This window comes from Brachybacterium sp. GPGPB12, assembly GCF_038396325.1.
GTDB classification, from domain to species: Bacteria; Actinomycetota; Actinomycetes; order Actinomycetales; family Dermabacteraceae; genus Brachybacterium; species Brachybacterium conglomeratum.
In genome coordinates this window covers 459,433-484,747 of record NZ_CP149573.1, presented here as the reverse complement: position 1 = coordinate 484,747, position 25,315 = coordinate 459,433, and the positions used below count along the sequence as shown (strand labels likewise).

Annotated in this window: 22 protein-coding genes and 9 pseudogenes; 24 read left to right on the top strand and 7 right to left on the bottom strand. The window is 71.2% G+C overall.

Features of this window, described 5'->3' with window-relative positions; genetic code table 11:
- Positions 1–90: 90 nt before the first annotated feature.
- Positions 91–357, bottom strand: a complete 267-nt coding sequence (gene rpsT / locus WKH84_RS02635) for a 30S ribosomal protein S20 (RefSeq protein WP_062950649.1) — start codon at positions 355–357, stop codon at positions 91–93.
- A 361-nt stretch (positions 358–718) separates the two neighbouring features.
- Positions 719–1,159: a type II toxin-antitoxin system PemK/MazF family toxin gene (locus tag WKH84_RS02630; protein WP_341855532.1), complete on the bottom strand. Its 441-nt coding sequence runs from the start codon at positions 1,157–1,159 to the stop codon at positions 719–721.
- 258 nt (positions 1,160–1,417) lie between these two features.
- Here WKH84_RS02630 and WKH84_RS02625 point away from each other — a divergent pair.
- From WKH84_RS02625 to WKH84_RS02585, 9 genes and pseudogenes are all read left to right on the top strand, one after another.
- A pseudogene (locus tag WKH84_RS02625) lies at positions 1,418–3,056 on the top strand (circularly permuted type 2 ATP-grasp protein).
- Positions 3,043–3,558: pseudogene (locus WKH84_RS02620) on the top strand (alpha-E domain-containing protein); the annotation flags it as partial. The pseudogenes WKH84_RS02625 and WKH84_RS02620, both read left to right, overlap by 14 nt.
- Positions 3,495–3,962, top strand: coding sequence for an alpha-E domain-containing protein (locus WKH84_RS02615; protein WP_341856748.1), 468 nt, complete (start codon positions 3,495–3,497; stop codon positions 3,960–3,962). The pseudogene WKH84_RS02620 and the gene WKH84_RS02615, both read left to right, overlap by 64 nt.
- A 232-nt stretch (positions 3,963–4,194) precedes the next feature.
- Complete coding sequence (gene lepA, locus WKH84_RS02610) at positions 4,195–5,631, top strand: translation elongation factor 4 (RefSeq protein ID WP_341855531.1); 1,437 nt, start codon at positions 4,195–4,197, stop codon at positions 5,629–5,631.
- Positions 5,517–6,083 carry a hypothetical protein gene (locus tag WKH84_RS02605; RefSeq protein WP_341855530.1) on the top strand — a complete coding sequence of 189 codons (567 nt, stop codon included), beginning with the start codon at positions 5,517–5,519 and terminating at the stop codon, positions 6,081–6,083. Before lepA ends, WKH84_RS02605 begins: the two co-directional genes overlap by 115 nt.
- Positions 6,080–6,451, top strand: a complete 372-nt coding sequence (locus WKH84_RS02600; RefSeq protein ID WP_341855529.1) for a hypothetical protein — start codon at positions 6,080–6,082, stop codon at positions 6,449–6,451. Before WKH84_RS02605 ends, WKH84_RS02600 begins: the two co-directional genes overlap by 4 nt.
- Positions 6,445–6,576, top strand: a pseudogene (locus WKH84_RS02595) (MOSC domain-containing protein); the annotation flags it as partial. The gene WKH84_RS02600 and the pseudogene WKH84_RS02595, both read left to right, overlap by 7 nt.
- 283 nt (positions 6,577–6,859) lie before the next feature.
- On the top strand, positions 6,860–8,017 hold the full coding sequence (hemW, locus tag WKH84_RS02590) for a radical SAM family heme chaperone HemW (protein ID WP_341855528.1): 1,158 nt from the start codon (positions 6,860–6,862) through the stop codon (positions 8,015–8,017).
- A 121-nt stretch (positions 8,018–8,138) separates the two neighbouring features.
- On the top strand, positions 8,139–8,441 hold the full coding sequence (locus tag WKH84_RS02585; protein ID WP_341855527.1) for a DUF1801 domain-containing protein: 303 nt from the start codon (positions 8,139–8,141) through the stop codon (positions 8,439–8,441).
- A gap of 296 nt (positions 8,442–8,737) precedes the next feature.
- Here WKH84_RS02585 and WKH84_RS02580 read toward each other — a convergent pair whose 3' ends face one another.
- Positions 8,738–9,178 carry a DUF4870 domain-containing protein gene (locus WKH84_RS02580; RefSeq protein ID WP_341855526.1) on the bottom strand — a complete coding sequence of 147 codons (441 nt, stop codon included), beginning with the start codon at positions 9,176–9,178 and terminating at the stop codon, positions 8,738–8,740.
- A 668-nt stretch (positions 9,179–9,846) separates the two neighbouring features.
- Positions 9,847–10,746 (bottom strand): annotated as a pseudogene (locus tag WKH84_RS02575) (DUF3097 domain-containing protein).
- Positions 10,747–10,889: 143 nt separating this feature from the next.
- Between WKH84_RS02575 and hrcA the strand changes: the two are divergent.
- From hrcA to WKH84_RS02560, 3 genes and pseudogenes are all read left to right on the top strand, one after another.
- Positions 10,890–11,894, top strand: a complete 1,005-nt coding sequence (gene hrcA, locus WKH84_RS02570) for a heat-inducible transcriptional repressor HrcA (protein ID WP_341855525.1) — start codon at positions 10,890–10,892, stop codon at positions 11,892–11,894.
- Positions 11,895–11,965: 71 nt separating this feature from the next.
- Positions 11,966–13,081, top strand: a pseudogene (gene dnaJ / locus WKH84_RS02565) (molecular chaperone DnaJ).
- A gap of 13 nt (positions 13,082–13,094) precedes the next feature.
- Positions 13,095–13,880, top strand: a pseudogene (locus tag WKH84_RS02560) (16S rRNA (uracil(1498)-N(3))-methyltransferase).
- An 81-nt stretch (positions 13,881–13,961) separates the two neighbouring features.
- Here WKH84_RS02560 and WKH84_RS02555 read toward each other — a convergent pair.
- Positions 13,962–14,504, bottom strand: coding sequence for an NAD(P)H-dependent oxidoreductase (locus WKH84_RS02555; RefSeq protein WP_341855524.1), 543 nt, complete (start codon positions 14,502–14,504; stop codon positions 13,962–13,964).
- Positions 14,505–14,581: 77 nt separating this feature from the next.
- Between WKH84_RS02555 and WKH84_RS02550 the strand changes: the two genes are divergently transcribed.
- From WKH84_RS02550 to leuA, 10 genes and pseudogenes are all read left to right on the top strand, one after another.
- A complete protein-coding gene (locus WKH84_RS02550; protein WP_308740929.1) occupies positions 14,582–14,956 on the top strand; it encodes a histidine triad nucleotide-binding protein in 375 nt (124 codons plus the stop codon).
- Positions 14,953–15,997, top strand: a pseudogene (locus WKH84_RS02545) (PhoH family protein). Before WKH84_RS02550 ends, WKH84_RS02545 begins: the two are co-directional and overlap by 4 nt.
- A 2-nt stretch (positions 15,998–15,999) precedes the next feature.
- Positions 16,000–16,461 (top strand): rRNA maturation RNase YbeY, encoded by a 462-nt coding sequence (gene ybeY, locus WKH84_RS02540; RefSeq protein WP_341855523.1) that lies wholly within the window; start codon positions 16,000–16,002, stop codon positions 16,459–16,461.
- A gap of 113 nt (positions 16,462–16,574) precedes the next feature.
- Complete coding sequence (locus tag WKH84_RS02535) at positions 16,575–17,111, top strand: hypothetical protein (protein ID WP_341855522.1); 537 nt, start codon at positions 16,575–16,577, stop codon at positions 17,109–17,111.
- Complete coding sequence (locus WKH84_RS02530; RefSeq protein WP_341856747.1) at positions 17,011–17,916, top strand: hemolysin family protein; 906 nt, start codon at positions 17,011–17,013, stop codon at positions 17,914–17,916. Before WKH84_RS02535 ends, WKH84_RS02530 begins: the two co-directional genes overlap by 101 nt.
- Positions 17,906–18,894 (top strand): annotated as a pseudogene (gene era / locus WKH84_RS02525) (GTPase Era). The gene WKH84_RS02530 and the pseudogene era overlap by 11 nt, the downstream one beginning before the upstream one ends.
- Before the next feature lie 97 nt (positions 18,895–18,991).
- Positions 18,992–19,627, top strand: a complete 636-nt coding sequence (locus WKH84_RS02520) for a DUF6318 family protein (RefSeq protein WP_341855521.1) — start codon at positions 18,992–18,994, stop codon at positions 19,625–19,627.
- A 432-nt stretch (positions 19,628–20,059) separates the two neighbouring features.
- Positions 20,060–20,503: a hypothetical protein gene (locus WKH84_RS02515; protein ID WP_341855520.1), complete on the top strand. Its 444-nt coding sequence runs from the start codon at positions 20,060–20,062 to the stop codon at positions 20,501–20,503.
- A 26-nt stretch (positions 20,504–20,529) separates the two neighbouring features.
- On the top strand, positions 20,530–20,730 hold the full coding sequence (locus WKH84_RS02510; protein WP_341855519.1) for a hypothetical protein: 201 nt from the start codon (positions 20,530–20,532) through the stop codon (positions 20,728–20,730).
- A gap of 373 nt (positions 20,731–21,103) precedes the next feature.
- Positions 21,104–22,809, top strand: a pseudogene (gene leuA / locus WKH84_RS02505) (2-isopropylmalate synthase).
- 259 nt (positions 22,810–23,068) lie between these two features.
- Here leuA and WKH84_RS02500 read toward each other — a convergent pair.
- Positions 23,069–23,278 carry a hypothetical protein gene (locus WKH84_RS02500; protein ID WP_341855518.1) on the bottom strand — a complete coding sequence of 70 codons (210 nt, stop codon included), beginning with the start codon at positions 23,276–23,278 and terminating at the stop codon, positions 23,069–23,071.
- A complete protein-coding gene (locus tag WKH84_RS02495) occupies positions 23,272–24,048 on the bottom strand; it encodes a hypothetical protein (protein WP_341855517.1) in 777 nt (258 codons plus the stop codon). Before WKH84_RS02495 ends, WKH84_RS02500 begins: the two co-directional genes overlap by 7 nt.
- Positions 24,049–24,139: 91 nt before the next feature.
- On the opposite strand from WKH84_RS02495, the gene WKH84_RS02490 reads away from it, so the two are divergent.
- Together WKH84_RS02490 and WKH84_RS02485 are read left to right on the top strand one after the other, a co-directional pair.
- Positions 24,140–24,448: a LysR family transcriptional regulator gene (locus tag WKH84_RS02490; RefSeq protein WP_341855516.1), complete on the top strand. Its 309-nt coding sequence runs from the start codon at positions 24,140–24,142 to the stop codon at positions 24,446–24,448.
- Positions 24,424–25,185 (top strand): LysR substrate-binding domain-containing protein, encoded by a 762-nt coding sequence (locus WKH84_RS02485; protein ID WP_341855515.1) that lies wholly within the window; start codon positions 24,424–24,426, stop codon positions 25,183–25,185. Before WKH84_RS02490 ends, WKH84_RS02485 begins: the two co-directional genes overlap by 25 nt.
- Positions 25,186–25,315 lie beyond the last annotated feature (130 nt).

Below are 25,315 nucleotides of genomic sequence, written 5' to 3'. Positions count from 1 at the left end.
TCCGCCCCGGACATGAAGGAGCCCGGTGCGCATCGCTGCGCACCGGGCTCCTCATGCCCCGGAGGGGCGGGGTCCGTCAGAGACCGACGATCACTTGGCGACGCCGGCGACCAGCTTGGCGAGACCGGACTTGCGGTTCGCGGCCTGGTTCTTGTGGATGACACCCTTGGAGACGGCCTTGTCGAGCTTGCGCGAAGCGGACTTCAGCGCCTCGTTCGCCACGTCGGCATCGCCGGTCGAGACAGCGGCCTTCACCTTGCGGGTGTAGGTCTTGAGCTCCGACTTGACGGCGCGGTTGCGCAGACGAGCCTTCTCGTTCGTCTTGTTGCGCTTGATCTGGGACTTGATGTTTGCCACGAAGACTCTTCTCCAGTGTTGCTGAGGTGGATCATCCCGGACTGCCGAGGAACGGAGCCGACGGGGACGGCGGTGGGGATTCGCCTGGAGACGTCGGTACCGGAGTCGCTGCCACGGGTACTCGCCCGGGTCGCACGAACCGCCCGTCCCCTGAGACACTTCGGGAGGACACCCCTGCGCACACCGAACGGTATGTCACACATACAAGGAGCGATGCTAACAGAGGGCAGTCCCCGAACCGGTGCTCATGTGCGCCGTGTCTCCCGTTCCGCGATGCGCGCCCCACCTGCTCCTCGGCGCCTGCGCAGTCCGCGCACCCGGAGGGCAGAGCCCGCGCGACCTCCGGCGGCGAGGCGGCCGCTCACAGCGCGACGGCGCGCACCGCCTCCGCGACCCGGTCGTAGCGCTCGCGGTCGAGCCGCCCACCCTCGCGTCGCACCGACCCCGGGGCCAGGCGCGACAGACGGTCCGCCCGGACCTCCGAGGGGCGGCCCTGCCGGTCCCAGTCCCCGGCGCCGATGTCCACCCAGGTCGCCCCGTGCTCATCGGTGCGGGTCGCGCCGGGCTCGGTGCGGTCGCGGGAGGTGAGCATCAGGGCCACCAGCACGGTCCCAGTCCCGTCGGCTCCGCCGGCGGAGGCGTCCTCCTCGGCGATCACGAGCACCGGACGGTCCTTGCCCTGGGAGAGGTCCTCCTCGTAGTGGACCCACGCCCACACGACCTCGCCCGGATCGGGACGGTCGTCGTCCCGCGGGGCGTGGACCAGCTCGAGCGGGACGCCGTGACGACGGTCGGCGAGCACGCCGCCGGACGCGCGGCCGCGTCCGTCGGACTCGGGACGAGCACCGTCGTCGCCGCCCGGAGCCCTGCCCGGACCCGCCGCGCCGCTCCTGCACGGAACGGATCGCGGCGCGCCCGAGGTCCCGTGCGCCGCGGCGCACCGAGGGATTGCGGGCGAGGGAACGGGCGACGGAGCCGAGCCGGGAGAGCAGCGACATGGTTCTCGCTTCCTGGGCGGAGCGCCCACGAGGGGATGGAGGTCGGTGTGAGAATGGTAGGCATGTCAGACACCTCGCTGTTCCGCGGCGCCCGCACCGGAGCGGACGGTGACGAGATGTTCGCCGCCGACGGCACCGTGCGCCCCACCTATCGGGCGCCGCACGATGCGCTGGCCGGGCTGGGACCGGAGGAGTTCCGCTCCCGCTCCGAGTCCCTCGCCCGCGCCTATCTCGACCAGGGCGTCACCTTCGACTACGCGGGGGAGGAGCGTCCCTTCCCGATCGACGCGATCCCGCGCGTGATCGACGCCGAGGAGTGGACCGAGGTCTCCGCCGGCGTCGCCCAGCGCGTCCGCGCCCTGGAGGCCTTCCTCGACGACGTCTACACCGACCGGCGCGCCGTCGCCGACGGCGTGATCCCCGAGGAGCTCGTCACCTCCTCGACCTACGTGGTCGACGCGGTGCGCGGCTACCGGCCGGCGAACGGGGTGCGCATCCACGTCTCCGGCATCGACCTGGTCCGCGACGGGGACGGCGGCTTCCGGGTGCTCGAGGACAACGTCCGCACGCCCAGCGGCGTCAGCTACGTGCTCTCGAACCGCCGCGCCATGGCCCAGGGCTTCCCCGAGCTGTTCGCGGACAGGCCCGTGCGCCGAGTCGGCGAGTACCCCGGCCGGTCGCTGGCCGCGCCGCAGGCCGCCGCCCCGGACACCGCCGGCGAGGAGGCGACCGTGGTGGTGCTGACACCCGGCCGCTACAACAGCGCCTACTTCGAGCACTCGCTGGTCGCCCGCACGATGGGCGTCGACCTGGTGGAGGCCTCGGACCTCGTCGAGCGGGGCGATCGCATCTACATGCGCACCACCGCGGGACTGCGCCGCGTGGACGTGATCTACAAGCGCACCGACGACGACTTCCTCGACCCCGAGGTGTTCCGCCCCGACTCGATGCTGGGCGTGCCGGGCCTGGTCCGCTCCGTCCTCGCCGGCAACGTCGTGGTCGCCAACGCCATCGGCAACGGCATCGCCGACGACAAGCTGACCTACACCTACATCCCGGACCTGATCCGCTACTACCTCTCCGAGGAGCCGATCCTCCCCAACGTCGACACCTGGCGGCTCGAGGAGCCCGACTCCCTCGTCGAGGTGCTCGACCGGCTCGAGGAGCTCGTGGTCAAGCCCGTGGACGGCTCCGGCGGCAAGGGCATCGTCATCGGCCCCTCCGCCGCGCGCGAGGAGCTCGACGCGCCGCGGAAGCGGCGCGCGCGCCGATCCGCGCGGCTGGATCGCCCAGCCCGTCGTCCAGCTCTCCACCATCCCCACCCTCGTGGACGAGGGGCCCGAGCCCCGCCACGTGGACCTGCGCCCCTTCGCCCTGAACAGAGGGGACGACGTATGGGTGTCGCCCGGCGGGCTCACCCGCGTCGCCCTGCCGAAGGGCGAGATGATCGTGAACTCCTCCCGCGGCGGCGGCTCGAAGGACACCTGGGTGCTCGCCGCCGGCCGCCCCGGCGCCGCCGCCTCGGGTCTCGCCGACCAGGACGAGGAGGGGATCGAGGACCCGACCGACGACACGCGCGACCAGTTCGACGACCCCCGCGAGGAGCACGGCGAGGAGCGGGAGGTCGAGCCCGACCCGGTCACCTCCGCCATCCCGATCATCGAGGCCGACGACGAGGAGGACCGCCATGATGCTCAGTAGGATCGCCGACGCGATGTTCTGGATCGGCCGCTACGTGGAGCGGGCCGACCAGACCGCGCGCATCCTCGGCGTGTCGCTCCAGTCGATCACCGAGGACGCCTCCCTCGACCCCGTCGACTCCTGCGCGGGCGTGTACGGGATCTTCGGCGTCACCGACGTGCCGGACGAGGACCTGACGGTGCAGCGGGTGCTGGAGCGCCTGGTCACCGACCGGGCGAACCCCTCTTCCGTCGCCGGTGCCCTCCAGGCCGCGCGGGAGAACGCCCGCGGCGTGCGCGAGGCGCTGTCCACGGAGGTGTGGGAGTCGCTGAACACCGCCACCCTCGGAATGCCGCGCGGCGTGCGGCCCTCCCGCATGCACGGCGCCTTCCAGTTCGCCAAGGACCGCTGCGCCATGGTCAACGGCCTGCTGGACGCGTCGATGACCCGTGATGAGGCGTGGCTGTTCCTGCGCGTAGGCCAGGCGCTGGAGCGGGTCGACATGCTCGCCCGCAACCTCCAGGCCCACGACCTCTCCGACACCTCCGACGCGGCGACCGTGTCGCTGCTGCGCTCGTGCGGCCGCGCACGAGGCGTACATCCGCTCCTATCGCGGCCGCGTGCGCGTCTCCGGAGCGATCGAGTTCCTCTTTGCTGGACTCGATCTTCCCGCGCTCGGCCGCGTACTGCCTCAGCGAGATCGACGAGGCGCTCGAGACCCTCGCCAAGCTCCACGGCAACAGCTTCGACCGCCTCGGCACCGCCGAGCCGGGCCGCAGGATCGTCGGCCGCGCGCTCGCGAGCCTGCGCTTCCGCCAGCTCGAGGACATCACCGAGGACTTCGAGGACGAGATGGAGCGACTCCAGCGCGTCACCGGCGCCGTCACGAGATCGCTGGGCACCACCTACTTCCACCCCGCCGCCTGAGCCCGCCGCGGCCCGGGCGGCGCCTGATGGGCGCGGGGGAGGCCGACGGGCGGTGAACGCCCCGGCCCGCTGCCCTCCTCCGGGACGGGGCCCGGCCGGGCGGTCCCGTCGGCCCCGCTGTGACGTCGGCCCGTCGGTCGTTCCCGGGACGCCGCGGCGCGCGCGCAAGACGTGAGACCATGGACCGATGCCCGGCGCATGCGCGCCCGGCACACCATCGACGAGAGGACGAATGCCGGTGACCCCGAGGATCGCTGCCGATGAGGCACGGGACATCGCTCCCGCGTCGACGCCCCAGGAGCGGCTCCGCAACTTCTGCATCATCGCCCACATCGACCACGGCAAGTCGACGCTGGCCGACCGGATGCCGCAGATCACCGGGATCGTCGAGGAGCGCGCCATGCGCGCCCAGTACCTCGACCGGATGGACATCGAGCGCGAGCGCGGCATCACCGTGAAGTCCCAGGCCGTGCGCATGCCCTGGCAGGTCGAGGGCGTCAACTACGCCCTGAACATGATCGACACCCCCGGGCACGTGGACTTCACCTACGAGGTCTCCCGCTCCCTCGCCGCCTGCGAGGGTGCGATCCTGCTGGTCGACGCCGCGCAGGGCATCGAGGCGCAGACGCTCGCGAACCTGTACCTCGCGATGGAGCACGACCTGACCATCATCCCGGTGCTGAACAAGATCGACCTGCCCGGCGCCGAGCCCGAGAAGTACGCGGCCGAGATCGGCCAGCTCGTCGGCGTGGACCCCGAGGACGTCTCGCGCGTGTCCGGGAAGACCGGCGTGGGCGTGCCCGAGTCGCTCGACCACGTGGTGCGCACCCTGCCCGCCCCCGAGGGACAGGTCGACGCCCCCTGCCGCGCGATGATCTTCGACTCCGTCTACGACACCTACCGCGGCGTGGTCACCTACGTGCGCGTCGTCGACGGCTTCCTCAAAGCCCGCGACCGGATCGACATGATGTCCACCGGCGCCCACCACGAGCCGCTCGAGATCGGCGTGAGCTCCCCGGAGCCGCACCCCACCCAGGGCATCGGCCCGGGCGAGGTCGGCTATCTCATCACCGGAGTGAAGGACGTGCGCCAGTCCAAGGTGGGCGACACGATCACCACCTCGGTGCGCGGCGCGACCGAGCCGCTGGCCGGCTACTCGGACCCGAAGCCCATGGTCTACTCGGGCCTGTTCCCGATCGACGGCTCCGACTATCCCGTCGCCGCGCGACGCGCTGGACAAGCTCAAGCTCAACGACGCCGCGCTCGTCTACGAGCCGGAGACCTCCACCGCGCTCGGCTTCGGCTTCCGCGTCGGCTTCCTGGGCCTGCTTTGCACCTGGAGATCATCCGCGAGCGGCTCGAGCGCGAGTTCGACCTGGACCTCATCTCCACCGCCCCCTCCGTGGTCTACCAGGTCGTGATGGAGGACGGCACCGAGATCGAGGTGCTGAACCCCTCCGACTTCCCCGAGGGGAAGGTGAACCAGATCAGCGAGCCCGTCGCCTCGGCGACGATCCTCGTGCCCAGCGAGTTCATCGGCGCGGTCATGGAGCTGTGCCAGTCCAAGCGCGGCACCCTCGGCGGCATGGACTACCTCAGCGAGGACCGCGTCGAGCGCGCTACACCCTGCCGCTGGCGGAGATCGTCTTCGACTTCTTCGACCAGCTGAAGTCCAAGACCCGCGGCTACGCCTCGCTGGACTACGACGTCTCCGGCGAGCAGACTGCGGACCTGGTCAAGGTCGACATCCTCCTGCAGGGCGAGCCGGTCGACGCGTTCAGCGCGATCGTGCACCGCGACAAGGCCTACTCCTACGGCGTGGAGATGTCCGGCAAGCTCAAGAAGCTCATCCCGCGCCAGCAGTTCGAGGTCCCGATCCAGGCCGCGATCGGCTCGCGCATCATCGCCCGCGAGAACATCCGCGCCATGCGCAAGGACGTGCTGTCCAAGTGCTACGGCGGCGACATCTCCCGCAAGCGCAAGCCGCTGGAGAAGCAGAAGGAGGGCAAGAAGCGCATGAAGAACATCGGCTCCGTCGAGGTGCCGCAGGAGGCCTTCATCGCCGCGCTCTCCTCCGACGCCGCGGAGCCCTCGAAGGATGAGAAGAAGAAGAAGAAGTGAGCACCGCGCCCGGCCCGCTGACCGAGACCGCCCCGCGCCGCCTCGACCCGCTCGAGGTCACCTTCGAACCCGGCGGCGGCCGGCTCGGCGCGGTGTGCACGGTCGCCCAGCTCTTCGCGGTGCGCGAGCGCTCCCTCATGAGCGGGATCGACAAGCGACCGGCCGACGGGCCCGTCACGCCGCTCACCCACGGCGTGCTCGGCGACGTGCAGGGCGACCGTGAGCACCACGGCGGGATCTTCAAGGCCGTCTACGCCTACTCCCGGGAGGTGCGCGAGGCCTACGCCGCCGCGCTCGGCCACGAGCGCCCGACGGGTTCTTCGGCGAGAACCTCGCCACCGTCGGCCAGGACACCGACCATGCGGTGATCGGCGAGCGCTGGCGGATCGGCGGCGCCGAGCTCGAGGCGACCTGCCCCCGCAACCCCTGCGGCACCTTCGCCGCCTGGATGGGGGACCGCCGCTGGGGACGCGCCTTCACCGACCAGGGCCGCGCCGGCGCCTACTTCCGCGTGCTCGTCGAGGGCGAGGTGCGCGCCGGCGACGCGATCGAGGTGCTCGAGCGCCCGGACCACGGCGTGACCATCGCCGACGCCTTCCGGGGGCTGGACGCCGCGCAGGCCCGCGCCCTGCTCGACTGGGCGGAGGCGAGCGGCACCGTGCTGTACGAGACACTCGTCGGGGCGGCGCAGAAGACGCTCGCCCGGGCGGGGGAGCGCGAGGACTTCCCGGAGCGGCGCGCTCCACCGGACGGGGCCTCGGTCTCGGTCTCGGGCTGTGACGGCCGTGAAGGACCTCTCCGCCTACATCCACGTCCCGTTCTGCGCCGTACGCTGCGGGTACTGCGACTTCAACACCTACACGAACGCCGAGCTGGGCGGGGGCGGCTCCCAGGCCGAGTACGCGGACAACGCGATGGCCGAGATGTACCTGACCCTCGCCGCGGACCGCGCGGCAGGGTACGAGTACGAGGAGATCTCCACCGTCTTCTTCGGCGGCGGCACCCCCACCCTCCTGCCCGCCGACGACCTGGTGCGGATGCTCGACCATCTTCGCTCGCTGATCCCGCTCGCGGACGGCGCCGAGGTCACCACCGAGGCGAATCCCGACTCGGTCACCCGCGCCTCGCTCTCGCGCCTGGCCGACGGCGGGGTCACCCGCGTCTCGATCGGCATGCAGTCCGCGATCCCTTCGGTGCTCGCGACCCTGGACCGCACCCATGACCCCGAGCGGGTGCCGCAGGTGGTCCAGTGGGCGAAGGACGCCGGGCCGCAGGTGAGCCTGGACCTCATCTACGGCACGCCGGGGGAGACCGTCGCCGACGTCGAGGCCTCCGTGCGCGCGGCCCTGGCCTGCGAGGTCGACCACCTCTCCGCCTACTCGCTGATCATCGAGGGCAACACCGCCATGGCCCGGCGGCTGCGACGCGGCGAGATCGAGGCGCCCGACCCCGACGACATGGCCGACAAGTACGAGCTCGTCGACGACCTCACGCGCGAGGCGGGCCTGACCTGGTACGAGGTCTCCAACTTCGCCCGCACCCCCGAGCACCGCTCCCGCCACAACCTCGCCTACTGGAAGGGCGGGGACTGGTGGGGGATCGGACCCGGCGCCCACCGCCACCGCGACGGCCTGCGCTCCTGGAACGTGAAGCATCCCAGCCGCTACGCGCGCATGCTCGCCTCCGGCGAACTGCCCGTCGCGGACAGCGAGCAGGTCGCCGCCGAGGACCGGCTCGTCGAGCGCATCATGCTCGAGTCGCGGATCGCCGACGGCCTCGCCGTCGACGTCGTGCCTGAGCAGAACCGCTCGATGCTCGAGGTGCACCGCGACCGGGGCCACCTCGATCCCGACGCCCTCGCCGCAGGCCGGGCGGTCCTCACCAGGGAGGGGCGTCTGCTCGCTGACGCGGTGATCCGCGACCTCGTGCCCTGAGACCCGTCGGCCGCGGAACGATCTCGACGACCGAGCCCGTCGAGCCCGAGGCGCCTCCTGCTCGCCGCCCCGGCGACCGTGCTCTCTGGTCGTCGATCCACCGGTCCGACGGATCACCGAGGTGCACACTGTCCGCATGACGCCACCGACGGGATCCCGCCCGACGACGATCGACGAGTACCTCGCCGCCCTCGAGGACCCGGCCCGCACCCGGCTCGCCGAGCTGCGGAACCTGGTGCGCGAGGAGCCGCCCGAGGCGACCGAGGCGATCAAATGGGGCGACCCCGCCTTCGTCCACCCCCGCGGCACGATCCTGCTCGTCATCAGCGCCCACAAGGCGCACGCGAACTTCACCGTCACCCCGAGCGCGAAGGAGGCCTTCGCCGGGGAGCTCGAGGGGCTCGAGACCGGCAAGGGCGCGTGAAGCTCCCCTACGACGCGCCGATGCCGGAGGACCTGCTGCGGCGCTTGGCGCGCCACCGCCTCGCCGAGTTCGAGCAGGATGGCGTGAACTGGATGTGACGGGCCGCGGCGCCGTGCGGCAGGACCCTGCGCATGGTGTCGAGTCCTGGCCCACGGCGTCCGGCCCGGGCGCGCGGCATCCGGTTCCGGCGCGCGGCATCGGACGCCCGCGCCCCGACATGCAGGAGCCCCCGGGAACGATTCCCGGGGGCTCCTGCGCCCGGCCGTCGGCCGTGACTCAGCTGCTGCGGACGCGGATCACTTCACGAGGCGGATGTTGACGGGGTAGTTCCACCACTCGCCCTGGTAGGCCTTCACCGCGCCGATGATGGCGAAGACGACGTGGACCAGCGCCGGGACGCCGATGAGGGCGAAGAGGACCGAGCCGAAGCCGAAGGTGATGACCGTGATGATCGTGAAGACGATGGCCAGCGCGATCTCCACGATCAGGGTCGCGATCGCCGCGTTCAGCGCCTCCGCCGCGTTGTAGCGGACGAAGCGGTTGCGGTCCTTGTAGACCAGGAAGATGATCAGCGGGCCGAGCCAGCCGAGGAAGCCGGCGCCGATCACGTAGCCGACGATCGCCGAGAGATGTGCGAACATCGCCCAGAGCTTCGTGTCGGACTCGGTGGTGGGCTGACCGATGAGCGGGCCGTCGAAGACGCCCTTGACGTGGGCGGGGGCCTGGTCGGGGTTCATGGTTCCTCCGGCTGAGGTCTGTCCGTGGGCGGCGTGGGGAGCGTGCTTGCTGGGCGTGCGGAGCCTGCTGCTGCCCGTATGGCTGGTGGGCGTGGTCCGGTCGCGGGGAGGGCTGGGACGGCGAGGGCGCCCCGTAGGGGGAGGCCGGCGCCGCGGCCGGAGCGGCCGAGCTCGCGGACTGCCCGTAGGGATCCGCCTGCTGAGCGGAGCCCGGCGCCCGTAGGGGTCCTCGCTGCGCGGCGGGGGACGGTCGCGCGCCGGGAGCGGACTGCGCGAACGGATCGTAGGGATGCTCTGCCGGGTCCGAGGTCGCGCGCCCTGCTCCTGCGGCGCGGGGGCGGCAGGGGCGTCGATGTCGAGGTGGTCCGAGGCCGGGCGCGCGGCAGGCCGCTCGGGCAGCGAGTCGGAGGCGGGGGTGCCGGGCTCGGTGCCGTACGGGTCGTGCGGATGCGGAGTCTGGCTCATGGGATCCTTCTTCGTCTCGGTCGGCGCGGGGGCCGTCGTCTCGGGTGACGGGTTCACCCTAACGAGCCGGAGACCCCGCGGTCAGCGCGGCGGTCCGCCGCATCCGCTGGGGGATATCCCCCTGGTGGGCTCCCGAGGGCCGCCGTCGGCCGCGCCGAGAGGCGCATCGACTGCTCGCCTCCCCGTCCCGTGCCGCGGCCCGGTCAGCGCTGGTCGACGGTGACGAAGTCGATGAGCTCCTCGATGCGCCCCGAGAGCGTCGGCTCGACGTCGGCGTAGGAGCGGACCGTGGAGAGGATCCGCTTCCAGCCCAGGCCGATGTCGGCCTTGTCCTCGTGGGGCCAGCCGAGCGCGGCGAGGGAGCCGACCTTGATGTCCGTCCCCCTGGGGATGTGCGGCCACTCCTTCAGCCCCACGCGTGCGGGCTTCACGGCCTGCCACACGTCGACGTACGGGTGGCCGAGCACGGTGACGTTCCCGCGGGCGCCCGGCAGGGCCATCACCTCGGCCGCGATGCGGGACTCCTTCGACCCCTTCACCAGGTGGTCCACCAGGATCCCGAGCCGGCGGCCGGGCGAGGGGCCGAACTCGCGCACGCGCTCGGCGAGGTTGTCGGCGCCCTCGAGCCGCTCGACGACGATGCCCTCGATCCGCAGGTCGTGGCCCCACACCTTCTGCACCAGCTCCGCGTCATGGGTGCCCTCGACCCAGATCCGCGAGGCACGTGCGGTGCGCGCCTTCGCCCCCTGGACGTACACCGAGCCGGAGGCGGAGCGCTTGCGGACGGGCGCCTTCTGCGCCGCCTGCGGGCGGGTGAGGACCACGGGTCACGCCCGTCGATCATGAAGCCCGGCCCGAGCGGGAAGGTGCGGCGTCGGCCGCGGCCGTCCTCCAGCTCGACGATCAGCTCTCCGGCCGTCTTCTCCACGCGCGTGATCGCGCCGGTGAAGCCGGTCGAGGCCTCCTCGACGACGAGGTCGCGGCCGCGCGGGGACCTCGCGGCCGACGGGGCGGCGGCGGTGATGGGCGGGTGGACCGGAGGAGAGCACATCGGCGCCGTACCGGTCGGGGAAGCGAGCAGGCGGGGTGGACACGGCGGACACTGTATCCCCGTGGCGAACGCCTCCCTGCGAAGCACGCCGCGGACGCGTACGATTGGCACTTGGCATGGGAGAGTGCCAATGTCCAGGGAGACCCGGGCGCCGGGACGCCCCGGTGCCGGACCGCGCGGCAGGAGGTGCACGACATGGACGACCGCAAGCTCCAGATCCTCGGCGCCATCGTCGAGGACTACGTCTCCACGCGCGAGCCCGTCGGCTCGAAGTCGCTGCTGGAGCGGCACGAGCTCGGCGTCTCCGCGGCGACCGTCCGCAACGACATGTCCGTCCTCGAGGAGGAGGGGCTGATCCACCAGCCCCACACCTCCGCCGGCCGCGTCCCCACCGACAAGGGCTATCGCGCCTTCGTCGACCACGTCGCGATGGTCAAGCCCCTCTCCGCCGCCGAGAAGCGAGCGATCCGCGCCCTGCTCGAGGACGCGGGGGACGTCGAGGAGCTCCTGGCCCGCACCGTGCGCCTCCTCGCCCAGCTCACCCAGCAGGTCGCGATGGTGCAGTACCCGGCCCGGCGCCAGGCCCGCATCCGCCACGTCGAGCTCGTGAAGGTCGCGGACTCGCTGCTGCTGGTCGTGCTGATCACCGAGTCGGGGCGGGTGGACCAGCGCACCGTCCCCGTCATCGCCGGCCGCCCCGCCGAGTACTACGCGGCGCCGCGCGACCAGCTCAACCGCGCCGTCGCCGGCCGGGAGGTCACCGACCTCGCAGGGCCGCTGACGGAATACCTCGAGTCCCTGCCCGTCCCCGAGCGGCCCGCCGCCGCGGAGGTGGCCGAGGCGCTCACCGCGCTGGCCGCGACCCGCGCCGAGGACCGCATCATGATGGCGGGCACCGCGAACATCGCCCGCTCCGCCGAGGACTTCGCCCGCGACGTCGAGCCGCCGCTGGACGTCCTCGAGGAGCAACTGGTGGTGCCGCTGCGCCTGTTCACCGAGATGCACGTCTCCCCGGGGGACGTGCAGGTGCGGATCGGCTCCGAGCTCCACGACCGGGCGCCGCACCAGGCCGCGCTCGTCGGTGCGGGCTACGGCGCCGGCTCCCACCTCGCGATCCTCGGCCCCAGCCGCATGGACTACGCCGCCGGGATCTCGACCGTCCAGGCGATCGCCCGCTACGTCTCCCGATTCCTCGAATGACCGCGCCGGCGGGCCCCGCGCCCGTCGCCGGCCGTGACCGACCCCCGACCCCCTGTGAAGGACCCACGCCTGTGAACGACGACTACTACGAGCCGCTCGGCGTCTCCCGCGACGCCTCGACCGAGGAGATCAAGAAGGCGTACCGCAAGCTCGCCCGCACCCTCCACCCGGACGTCAACCCGGACCCGGAGGCGGCGGAGAAGTTCAAGAAGGTCTCCCAGGCGTACGAGACCCTCTCCCATGCGGACAAGCGCCGCCAGTACGACATGGGCGGCGGCCCGGGCATGGGCGGCTTCCCCGGCGGCGGCGCCGGATTCGACTTCAACGACATCTTCGACATGTTCGCCGGAGCCTCCGGGATGCGCGGGCGCAACCAGGGCCCCGTCCCGCGGCGGCGCCGCGGCGGCGACGTGCGCGCCGGGTGAAGATCGAGCCGCGCGACGTCGTCTTCGGCACCGAGCAGGACGTCACCTTCCGCACCGCCGTGCTGTGCGAGCGCCGCTCCGGCTCCTGCGCCGAGCCGGGCACAAGCCCGACCCGCTGCACCGCCTGCAACGGCTCCGGCCACGTCCAGCGCGTCCAGCAGTCGCTGCTGGGCCAGATGGTCACCATGGCGCCCTGCCCCACCTGCGAGGGCCACGGCGACGTGATCGAGAGCCCCTGCACCGGCCGCTCCGGCCACGGCCGCACCGCAACCGAGCGCACCGTCACCGTGCGCATCCCCTCCGGCGTCGAGAACGGCACCCGCATCCAGGCGCGGCGAGGGCGAGACCGGCGAGGCCGGCGGCCCCTCCGGCGACCTCTTCGTGGAGCTGTCCGTCAAGGACCACGAGATGTTCGACCGCTCCGGCGACGACCTCGTCACCACGGTCTCCGTGCCGATGACGACCGCCGCGCTGGGCGCGACGATCCCGCTGGAGACCTTCGACGGGGAGCAGGAGCTCGACATCCGCCCCGGCGCCCAGCCCGGCGAGGAGATCGTCCTCAAGGGCCTCGGCGTCACCCCGCTGCGCCGCGAGCGCCGCGGCGACATCCGCGTGGTGCTCGACGTGGACGTGCCCACCGCGCTCACCGACGAGGAGCGCGAGCCGCTCGAGCGCTTCGCCGCCCTCCGCGGCGACGAGGCCACCCGTCCCAAGAACCACGGCGGCCCGTTCGCGAAGCTCCGCGAGCGCCTGAACCTCTGAGGCGGGAGAGCCAGTGCCCACCACCCCGCCCGGCTTCCTGATCCTCGACGAGGCCCTCGCCGCCGCCCGTGAGGGAGACCAGCTCGAGCTCGCCGGCGACGAGGGCCGCCACGCGGCCAAGGTCGCCCGGATCGGGGTGGGGAGCAGCTGCTCCTCACCGACGCCCCCGGCCGACAGGTCCTCGCCGAGGTCACCGCCTCCCGCAAGGAGGCGCTCGACCTGTGCCTGCTCGCGGACCCGTCCCCGGCCGTGCGGCGTCTGCCCCGACTCGCGCTGGTGCAGGCCCTCGCGACCGGCGGCCGCGACGAGCAGGCCGTCGAGTCCGCGACCGAGCTCGGCATCGACCGCATCGTCCCGTGGATCGCGAAGCGCTCCGTCTCCGTATGGCGGGGGAGAAGCTCGCCAAGGGCCGCGCGAAGTGGGAGGGCACCGCCCGCGCCGCCGTCAAGCAGTGCCGTCGGCCCGGCATCCCCGCGGTCGACGCCCCGATGACCACGAGCGCGCTCGTCGAGGACCTGCGCGCCCGCGCGGCCGACGGGACGCTCGTGCTCGTCCTGCACGAGCAGGAGTCCGTCGGCGTGATGAGCCTCGCCGAGGAGCCGCGCGGTGCGAGCGAGGCCGGGATGGAGGAGATCGTCGTGGTCGTCGGCCCCGAGGGCGGGATCGACGACTCCGAGCTGGAGGCGCGCGCGAGGCCGGTGCCCGGACGGTGCCGCTGGGCCCCGAGGTGCTGCGCTCCTCCACCGCCGGCCCCGCGGCCCTCGCGGTGCTCAGCGCGCTGGTCGGCCGCTGGGGCTGAGCCCACCGGCGGACCCCGCCGACGACAGGACCCCGCCGACGCTCGGCGCCGGCGGGGTCCTGCGACGTGAGGGAGCGGTGGTCAGCCGACCGGGGAGAGCACCTTCGCTTCGAGCGCGGACAGCGCGGTCTCGAGCGCTGTGGCCTTCTCCTCGGTGACGAACAGCTCACCCTCGACGGAGAGATCCTCGCGGAAGCCGAGGCCGACGGAGCCGACGACGTCGGCGCCCACGCGGCCCATCAGGGTCTCCAGCAGCGGCGACACCTCGTTCGCCGCACCCCAGCCGTAGCCGATCAGGATCGTGGGGAGGTTCTCCCACTCGTGGAAGAGGAAGTCGATCGCGTTCTTCAGGGCGCCCGGGTAGGAGCCGTTGTACTGCGGGGTGAGGATCACGATCGCGTCGAGCGCGGCGATCCGCTCGGCCCAGGAGCGGCCGTGGTCGGTGGTCTTCTCGGCGCCGGACTTCGGCGAGGAGGGCTCGTCGAAGGAGGGCAGAGCGATCTCGCGCAGATCGATGAGATCGATCTCGAAGCGGCCGTCGGCCGAGGCGCTGACCCACTGGGCCACCTTCTCGCCGACGCGGTTGGGGCGGGCACTGCTGAGGAGGATTCCGAGCTTCGTCATAGTCCTTCAAACTTCTCATACTCCCGGGGGCTTCCCCAAGGAGGGATGGTGTTCGTCGCTCCCGTAGACTCGCGACCATGGGTACGAGCGTCAACCGCAACGACACACTGCGTCACGATCCCGACTGCATCTTCTGCCGGATCCTCGCCGGGGAGATCCCCTCGGATCGTGTCCACGAGGACGAGAAGGTCATCGCCTTCAAGGACCTCCATCCGCAGGCGCCGGTGCACGTCCTGGTGGTCCCGCGCGAGCACCGCCGCGACGTGACCGAGCTCGCCGAGGACCCCGCGCTCCTCGCCCACACCGCCACCGTCGCCGCGAAGGTCGCCGCCGAGCAGGCCGACGGCGACTTCCGCCTCGTCTTCAACACCGGCGCGAGCGCCGGACAGACCGTCTTCCACGTGCACGCGCACGTCCTCGCGGGCGGGAAGCTCGCAGAAGGAGAACTGTGACAGACCCCCTCAACCCGGCTCCCGGACGCGCCCCCGAGGTGCGCGAGCGGAAGCTGGCGATCCCCGACCATCTCAGCCCCTTCCAGGTGCTCGGGGAGAACGACCAGGCGCTGGCCGCCCTCGAGGACGCCGTCCCCGACACCGACGTGCACGTGCGCGGCCACCAGGTGACCCTGCGCGGCACCGACGACGCGCCGCGCCGCGGCGAGCACATCATGCGCTCCCTCATCGAGCTGGCCGGCACCGGCCAGCCCGTCACCGCCGAGGCCGTGCGGCCGCGCCGCGAACCTCTTCGGCGACGACCGGGCGAGCGGCCGCAAGCTCGAGGAGGTCCTCTCCCGCACGATCCTCTCCTCCCGCGGCCGCACCATCCGCCCCAAGACCATGGGGCAGAAGAGCTACATCGAGGCGATCGAGAGCTCCACGATCACCTTCGGGATCGGCCCGGCCGGCACCGGCAAGACCTATCTCGCCGTCGCGATGGCGGTGCAGAAGCCGCTCTCCAAGCAGATCAACCGCATCATCCTCACCCGTCCCGCGGTCGAGGCCGGCGAGCGACTCGGCTTCCTCCCCGGCTCGCTGAACGAGAAGATCGACCCCTACCTGCGCCCGCTCTACGATGCGCCGCACGACATGCTCGACCCCGAGTCGATCCCGCGTCTGATGGGCGCCGGCACCATCGAGGTCGCGCCCCTGGCGTACATGCGCGGCCGCACCCTCAACGACGCCTTCATCATCCTCGACGAGGCGCAGAACACGACGCCCGAGCAGATGAAGATGTTCCTCACCCGCCTCGGCTTCAATTCCACCATGGTCGTCACCGGCGACGTCACCCAGGTCGACCTCCCCGGCGGGCACCAGAGCGGCCTGCGCGTGGTCGAGAACGTCCTCTCCGGCATCGACGACATCTCCTTCTGCCGCCTCTCCTCCCGGGACGTGGTGCGCCACCGGCTGGTCAGCGACATCGTCGAGGCGTACGGGCGCTGGGAGATCCGACCCGGCGGCACCCGCGACTCCCGCCACCGCAGCAAGGGGAACTGAGCATGACCATCGAGATCCGCAACGAGACCACCGCGGTCGTCGACGAGCGCGAGTTCGTGGAGCTGAGCCGCTTCGTCTTCGAGGCGATGCACCTCCACCCCGCCACCGAGATGTCGATCATCTTCGTGGACGAGGAGGCGATGGAGAAGTCGCACGTGCAGTGGCTGGACCTGCCCGGCCCCACCGACGTGATGAGCTTCCCGATGGACGAGCTCACCCCCGGCACCCCCGAGCACCCCGCCCCGGAGGGACTGCTGGGTGATGTGGTGCTGTGCCCGAGCGTCGCCGCGAAGCAGGCCGCCGAGTCCGGGCACAGCGCCGTCGAGGAGATGTTGCTGCTGACCGTCCACTCGATCCTCCACCTGCTGGGGTACGACCACATGGAGGAGGACGAGCGCACGGTGATGTTCGAGCTCCAGCGCAAGCTCCTGCTCACCTTCCTCGCCTCACGGCCGAGCGCCTGAGCCGCGATGTCCCAGCCTGATCAACCTCCCGGGCACCGCGCCGCTCCGATCGCCCCGTCGGACGCGTGCGGTGCGGCCCTTGCCCCGCGCCCGACGGCCCGAGGAGGGCGTGCGTGAGTGCGCTCAGCCTCGCCCTGCTCGTGCTCGTCCCGCTCGCGCTCGTCGGCGGGGTCGTCTCGGCGGTGCTCACCGCGGTCGACGCCGCCCAGCTCGCCGTCAGCCGCGGCACGCTCGAGAAGGCGGTCGCGGACCAGCCCGCCGCCGTCCGTGAGCGGGTCCTCCACCAGCACGCGGATTCCGGCCGCACCCTCGCCTCCGTCTCCCTGGGCCGGGTGCTCGGCGAGACCGTCATGGTCACGGCGATCGCCGCGATCTGCTTCTCCGCCCATGCCGAGCTGCGACCCGGCGAGGGCTGGGCGCCGCCGCTCGCTGGCCACGCCGCTCATCGCCGGGCTGATGGCGCCGCTGATGCTCGCGATCTCCCCGCGCGCCATCGGCCGACGTCGCGCCGAATCGGTGCTGGTCTCCTCCCGCGGCCTCGTCGCCGTGATGCGGTGGGTGCTGTGGGTGCCCGCGAGCGCGCTCGCGAACCTCGGCGCGTCCCTCGCCGCCCGCGCCGGCGACCAGGAGGATCCCGAGGAGCGTGCTGAGAAGGCTCGCCGCAACGTGGACCGCGCCCTGGAGGACGAGCACGTCCGCGACGGCGAGCGCGACATGATCCAGGGCGTCTTCGACCTGCGCGGCACGATGGTGCGAGAGCTGATGGTGCCCCGTCCCGACATGGTCACCATCACCGCCGATTCCAGCGCCGAGAAGGCGATGCGGCTGTTCGTCCGCTCGGGCTTCTCCCGGATCCCCGTGATCGGCGAGAACGTCGACGACCTGCGCGGCATGCTCTATGTCAAGGACGTGATGCGCGCGATCCACTCGCCCTGGGACCCGCGCCCGCGCCGGCCCGTGAGCGAGGTGATGCGCCCGGCCCGGTTCGCGCCCGAGTTCGTCCCGGCCGACGAGGTGTTGCGCCAGATGCAGACCAGCCATGTGCACATCACGGTGCTGGTGGATGAGTACGGGGGAGTGGCCGGCATCGTCACCATCGAGGACGTCCTCGAGGAGATCGTCGGCGAGATCGCCGACGAGCACGATCGGCGCGAGCCCGAGATCGAGGACCTCGGCGGAGGCCGCTACCGGGTGCCCGCCCGTGCGAGCCTGTCCGAGGTGGGGGAGCTGTTCGGCCTCGACATCGACGACGACGACATCGACTCCGTCGGCGGGTCGCTCGCCAAGATCACCGGGCGGGTGCCGATCCCCGGCGACACCGCCACCGCCTACGGCCTCGACCTCGAGGCTGAGCGGACCGCGGGACGGCGCAAACGGCTCTCCACCGTGCTGGTGAGCAGGGCGGCCGACGACGAGGACGAGCACCGAGACCAGGAGGATCCCCATGAGCGATGAGCAAGAGGTGCCCGGCACCGCCGACGGCACCGGAGCTGAGAGCGGCGGCGTGCACCGGGCAGGATTCGTCGCACTCGTCGGCCGGCCCAACGTCGGCAAGTCCACCCTCACCAACGCGCTGGTGGGGGAGAAGGTCGCGATCACCTCGACCAAGCCGCAGACCACGCGGCGCGCGATCCGCGGCATCGTCACCCGTGAGGACTCCCAGATCATCCTCGTGGACACCCCGGGAGTGCACCGCCCCCGCACGCTCCTCGGGGAGCGGCTGAACGACCTGGTGCGCGAGACCCTCGGTGAGGTCGACGTGGTGGGCTTCTGCCTGCCCGCCGACCAGAAGATCGGCCCCGGCGACCGGTTCATCGCCGAGGACCTCGTCGAGATGCGCACCGGCCGACGCGGACCCCGCGTGGTCGCGATCGTCACCAAGATCGACCTGGTGGGGCGCGACGTACTGGCCGAGCACCTGATGAACGTCGACCAGCTCATGGACTTCGACGAGATCGTGCCGATCTCCGCCGTGAAGGGCGAGCAGATCGACGTGCTGATGGACGTCGTCACCCGGCAGCTGCCGGAGGGCCCGCGACTCTATCCCGACGACCAGCTCACCGAGGAGACCCGCGATGACCGCATCTCCGAGCTGATCCGCGAGGCGGCGCTGGAGGGCGTGCGCGACGAGTCGCCGCACTCGATCGCCGTGGTCGTCGAGGAGGTCGTCGAGGTCGACCCCGACGGGGATGCGTTCACCCCGGTCGAGCCCGGCACCGGACGGCTCGTTGTGCGGGCGACGCTGTTCGTGGAGCGCGACAGCCAGAAGGGCATCATCATCGGCCGCGGCGGATCGCGCCTGAAGGAGGTCGGCTCCCGGGCACGCAGCGAGATCAACGCCCTGCTGGGCCGGAAGGTGCACCTGGACCTGAGGGTCAAGGTCGCGAAGGAATGGCGCGGGATCCGAAGCGACTGGGTCGCCTGGGATTCTGACAGCAGGTTGTCCACATTTCCGGGGTTCGATGGCGGACCTGGGTGACTGCTGAGTACCGTAAGGGTGATCCGTCCCACTCTTCGGAAGGCACCACCCATGCCCCGACGCCTCCTCAGCGCCGCCGCGGCCTGCACGCTCCTCCTCGGACTCGCCGCATGCGGTGAGGGCGGAGCCGGCCCGGTGACCACGCCGCCGCCCAGCATCGACATCTCCGGATCGAGCGATGGGGGTGGCGATGACGGCGCCGCGAGCGATGGGGGAGGCGACGAGGCCTCGCCGAGCGCGGCGCCGGAGGTGCCCGCGCCGGATCCTGCGGACTATCCGGGGATGGATGAGAACACGCCCGAGGGGGCGGAGCAGGCGTTCCGGTACTACATGGCGCTCATGATCTGGGGATATCAGACGGGGAACGTGGAAGACATGGAGAGTCGGGAGATTGGCAGTTGTAAAACGTGCGCGGAGAATCGAAGAATTATTCTTGATAACTCGGAGGCGGGGCTCTATTGGAGTGCCACCTCGATTGAAGATGTCGGAGTCGTTCACTACGATTCGGAAGAGTTTGATTTCGAGGTTGGCTATATTTTCGTGCTTGGTGAGCACGAGGAGCCAAACCTTGAGACCGGCGAGCTTGAGTTGGAGCCCGCGACCAGGTACACCACGGCGGCTGTTATGGATTGGGTGGACGGGGCCTGGAAGGTTGTATCGGTGCGAGTGACGGCGGAGGCTGGGTGAGATGTTCTCGGGCGCGCTGTTTAGACCAGTTTCTCGGGGACTGACTGTTGGTCTGGTTTTGGCAATCTGGACCGCTTTAATGCAGTTCTCGTATGCTGGAATTGCGGGTTCGACAGATGAGAACAACGCTACTGTGGAGGATACGCAGATTGCCGAAGATGTTCTTTACCCCGAGGGGTCAGCCAGTGATGGGGATCCTGCTGTGCCCCCGGTAGCCAGTCAGGATGTCGGAAATACTGTTACGCCCCCTTCTGGACGGGTGCCCGATTTCATCACTCGTTTGCGCGGGCGGCAGACCATGGTGGCTGGAACTGCAATGGGGTGGTGTGCCAGGCGTCCCGGGACGCGTGTACCGCGCCGCCGGACTACACGACGTATGGGGGCGAGATCCTGGCGAGACCTCGGGCATCGAGTGCTCGTGAGGGGGGCGCTTTGACCTTCGAGTCGATCACGCAGGATACGAGGTCGGGCGCGGAGACTTCCAACGGATACTCTTGTCAGGTTCCGTCGAGGCCAACTCCCGGGATTGGGGGGATCGAAACGGCGGTGGACGCAGAGGCACCCGAGCCGGTCGTGATCATCATGACGCAGAGCGACTTTGCGAAGTCGCCGGTGAAGCCGTCTGTGGCCAGCGCTGGGCCGGAGCGGGGGTGGTCGCCGGCGGGAATGGTGAATGTGCTACATGCGGAGCATGAGGTGCAGACGCTCCAGACGGAGTCGCTCGGCACGCCGGTGGCGGTGCGGGCCATTCCGACTTCGTATCACTGGGATCTTGGTGACGGGAACACGATCACCACGAGCAAGCCGGGCAAGCCGTACCCGTCGGAAGAGGTGTCGGCGAAGTACTCGGGGAGGGCTGGTACGACGTCACTCTGACCACGACCTTCGCCGGCCAGTTCTCCGTGGACGGCGGTGAGTGGCAGGACATCGACGGCACGATCGAGGTCGCCTCCGAACCCATCGCGCTCTACTCGAAGTCCCTCGAGTCCCGACTGGTGAACGGCGACGTGCCGGTGGACGAGGACGAGGATCCGTGGGTGCCCGAGCGTTCTCCGGAGACCGAAGGTCCTCAGGATCCCGACGCACGTCATCGCGAGATCTGAAGTGAGGGTCCGCATGGCAATCGCGGGCTTGAACGCGCGTGTGTGGGGGGCTGGAGATCGGGACGGTCGTCGGCGGAGGCGCAAAGACCTCGCGACTGTTCGCATCGTGAGCCGCCCCGAGCGGCCGGGGTGACGGTGCTAACGTGGCCATCGTGCGTGGATCGCTGCTCCTGCTTAGACGCCGCGACGGGTCCTGAACCGCCGGGAACCTGTCGCGGCTGACGTGCTGTCCGGCGACCGGCAAACCCAGCGAGAAGGACCTGAAATGACTGACTCCACGAGCACCGCAAACACCGCGACCGTCGCCGCCGAGGGCGACCCCGCGACCCCCGTCGTCGGCACCACGGGCGACGCGCCCCAGCGACCCTCGGGCATGCCGACCCACAAGTACCTGCCCTTCCACGAGCAGATTCAGGTCGAGCTCCCCGACCGCACCTGGCCCACCCGCCGCATCACCCGCGCCCCCGCTGGTGCGCGGTCGACCTGCGCGACGGCAACCAGGCCCTCATCGATCCCATGAACTCCGAGCGCAAGGCGCATGTTCGAGCTCCTGGTGAAGATGGGCTACAAGGAGATCGAGGTCGGCTTCCCGTCGGCCTCCAAGACGGACTACGACTTCGTGCGCACCCTCATCGAGGAGGACCGCATCCCGGAGGACGTGTCGATCCAGGTCCTCACCCAGTCCCGTGAGCACCTCATCGAGCGCACCTACCAAGCGATCTCCGGCGCGAGGCGCGCCGTCGTCCACCTCTACAACTCCACCTCGGTCGTGCGGCGCGACGTCGTCTTCCGCGCCGACGAGGACGCCGTGCTCGACATCGCCGTGCAGGGCGCGCTGCTGTGCAAGAAGTACGAGGAGACGATCCCGGACACGGCCGTCACCTACCAGTACTCCCCGGAGTCCTACACCGGCACCGAGCTCGAGTACGCCCTGCGTGTGTGCAACTCCGTCATCGACGTCATCAAGCCCACGCCGCAGGACAAGATGATCATCAACCTGCCGGCGACCGTCGAGATGGCGACCCCGAACGTCTATGCCGACTCGATCGAGTGGATGCACCGCCACCTCGATCGCCGCGACTCGATCGTGCTGTCCCTGCACCCCCACAACGACCGCGGCACCGGCGTGGCCGCCGCCGAGCTCGGCTACCTGGCCGGCGCCGACCGCATCGAGGGTCGCCTGTTCGGCAACGGCGAGCGCACCGGCAACGTCGACCTCGTGACGCTGGGCCTGAACCTGTTCAGCCAGGGCATCGACCCGCAGATCGACTTCTCCGACCTCGACGAGGTGCGCCGCACCGTCGAGCACTGCAACCAGATGCCCGTCCCCGAGCGCGGCCCTACGGCGGCGACCTCGTGTTCACCGCCTTCTCGGGCTCCCACCAGGACGCCATCAAGAAGGGCCTCGAGCGCATGGAGGCCGACGCCGAGAAGGCCGGCAAGGCCGTCGACGACATGGTCTGGCGCGTGCCCTACCTGCCCGTGGACCCCAAGGATCTCGGCCGCTCCTACGAGGCCGTGATCCGCGTGAACTCGCAGTCCGGCAAGGGCGGCATGGCCTACCTGCTGCGCACCGAGCACGGGCTGGACCTCCCGCGCCGCCTGCAGATCGAGTTCTCCGGCATCGTCCAGCAGAGGACCGACTCCGGCGGCGGCGAGGTCAGCCCCGAGGCGCTGTGGGACGTGTTCTCCGACGAGTACCTGCCGGCGAAGGACGACTCGCGTCGCTGGGGCCGCTACAGCTTCCGCGACGTGCGCCAGGAGTCCGCGGGCGACGGCGCTGACCGCATCACCGTCACCCTCGTCGTCGACGGCGAGGAGCACGAGATCACCGGCATCGGCAACGGCCCGCTGGACGGCTTCGTCAAGGCGCTGGCCGAGCGGAAGATCGACGTGCGCATCCTCGACTACGCCGAGCACGCCCTGACCGAGGGCGACGACTCCCTCGCCGCCTCCTACATCGAGTGCGAGATCGACGACCGCATCTTCTGGGGCGTCGGCATCGACGGCTCGATCACCCGCGCCTCCCTCGAGGCGATCACCTCCGCGCTGAACCGCAACGCCCGCTCCCGGGCCTGAGCGAGACGGTGCAGGGTGCGGATGCGCCCTGCGCCGCGGCATCGGGGACGCGACCGGCACAACCGGGCGCGATGGATCCCCGATGCGGCCGACGAGATCGACGGGAGGTACCACTTCGGTGGTACCTCCCGTCGATCAACTCCGGGGAGTGGTACGGATCGTCGATCAACGAGTGAGGTCAGAAGCGCCGCCGCTCAGCGGGTCGTCGCGTCGCCGTCCTCGCGCAGGTCGTCCTCGGTGAGGATCGGCATCTCGCCGGTCAGCGTCGCATGGGTGGGTGTGGGCGGCTCCCAGCCCGGCGCCTCGTCGATCGGCGCGGCTCCCCGGCGGGGCGGGAGCGGGCGGTGAGGGTGACGCCGGCGCTCGCGACGACCACCAGCACCGCTGCCGCGACGCGGAGCGGAGTGATCTCCTGGCTCAGCAGGAGGACGCCCGCGAACAGCGCGACCACCGGCTCGAGGCTCAGCATGATGCCGAAGACGTGACGGGGCAGGCGGCGCGCGCGGAGAGCTCGAGCGTGTACGGCGCACGGAGGCGAGCGGCGCAGTGCCCAGCGCGATCAGCAAGCAGGCGCGGCTCAGCGATGCCGGCGACGGCGCCGGGCCCGCCGAGCGGCGACACCGCGAGGGCGCCGATCAGCATGGCGACGGCAAGGCCGTCCTGCCCGGGCACGATGCGTCCCACATGCGCGCTGGCGAGCACGTAGAGCGCCCAGAACACCGCCGCGACCAGCGCGAAGATCACGCCGAGCACGTCCAGGGAGGCCGCACCGGTGAGGGACTCGAACCCGAACAGGCTCACACCTCCCAGCGCGAGCGTACCCACAGCAGATCGGTGCGGCGCGTGGACAGCAACGCGGAGAGCACGAGCGGTCCGAGGAACTCGATCGCCACTGCCGTGCCCAGCGGGATCCTGTCGATCGAGGCGTAGAAGGCTCCGTTCATCCCGCCGACCGCCACGCCGAAGGCGGCCACCCCCAGCCACTCGCCGCCGCGTGAAGCGGTGCACCTTCGGGCGCACGATCACGATCAGCACGGCGGCGGCGAGGCCCAGGCGCGGCGCGGTCGTGCCCCAGGAGCCGATCGCCGGGAACAGCCGCGTGGCCAGCGCCGCCCCGAACTGGAGCGAGATGCATGAGCCGAGGATGAACAGGATCGGCGTCATCGGCACGCCGCCGGAGTGGGCGCCGCCGCCGACGCCTGCGGTCGCCGTGGTCGAGGAGGTGGGAGAGGTGGTCACGACCCCACTCTGCCCCCGCGGTCCAGCCGGGTCCAGCGAATGTTCTCGACGTGTACCGTGAAGCAGACATGGCCGATCGGGAAGGATGCGCATGCTGAACCTGCACCGGCTGTTCCTCCTGCGGGAACTGCGCAGGCTGGAGACGATGTCGGCGATCGCGCGGGAGCATTCGATGTCCCCGTCGGCCGTCTCCCAGCGACTGTCCCAGCTGGAGAGGGAGTCCAAGGTCACCCTGTTCGAGCAGGCCGGACGCCGCGTCGTCCTCACGGACGCGGGCGCACGGCTGGCCCGTCGGGCCGAGGAGATGCTGGGGCTGATGGAGACGGCTGAGGCCGAGCTCGTCAGCGCCCAGGGCGAGGCCGGGGAGTGCTCCGCGTGGCCTCCTTCCAGACCCCGCTGATCGCGCTCGCCCCCGCGACCGTGAGCGTGCTGGAGCGACGTCACCCCGACCTGCGGATCGAGATCGCCCAGCGCGAGGTCGAGGAGGCTTATCAGGGGTCGCTCGCGCATCGCTTCGAGGTGATCCTCGGCGAGGACTATCCCGGCGGTCAGCAGGTCGTCCGTCGCGGCACCGATCGGGAGGACCTCCTGCAGGACCCGCTGCTGTTGGTGCTTCCCGACCACGGTCCCGCCTCCGGGGCGCGGCGTCTCGAGGACCTCGCCGAGATGCCCTGGGCGCTCGACCCGGAGGGCACCCGCACCGGTGCATGGGAGCGCACCTACCTCCGCTCGGCGGGGATCGAGCCGTGGGTCCGCTTCGACACCCCCGACCCTCTCCTGCAGGTGCACCTGGTCCGTTCCGGCCATGCCGCCGCCTTCGTGCCCGGCCTCATCGCCGCCGAGCACCTCGGCGGCACCCGGTGTCGCGCGCCTGCCCGGCGACCCCCACCGCGGGCTCTACACCGCGGCGCGTGCGGGCGCTCGAGAGCACCCCTCGCTGCTCGCCTTCCGCGCCGCGCCGCTCGAGGCGGCCGACGCGCTCGGCGACCTCCCCGGAGCGGACCGGCTCGAATCCTGACGGCGGGTCGGCGCATGCGCCCCGACGGGCGGGGTCTTGCTCGCAAGGCCGCCGCGAGTGCGCACGAGCCTCGGTCGCCGACGGTTCCTCCGCATCGTCGGGCCAGTCCGCGGGGGTGAACCCGGCCCTCCTCCCTTCGGTGGATACCGCCCGAAAACCTTCCGCCGCCGCCCCCTGACCGCATAGACAGGACCCATGCCGAGCACCGTGCACGACGCCGTCACTCCCGATCCCACCCTGCCCAGCCGC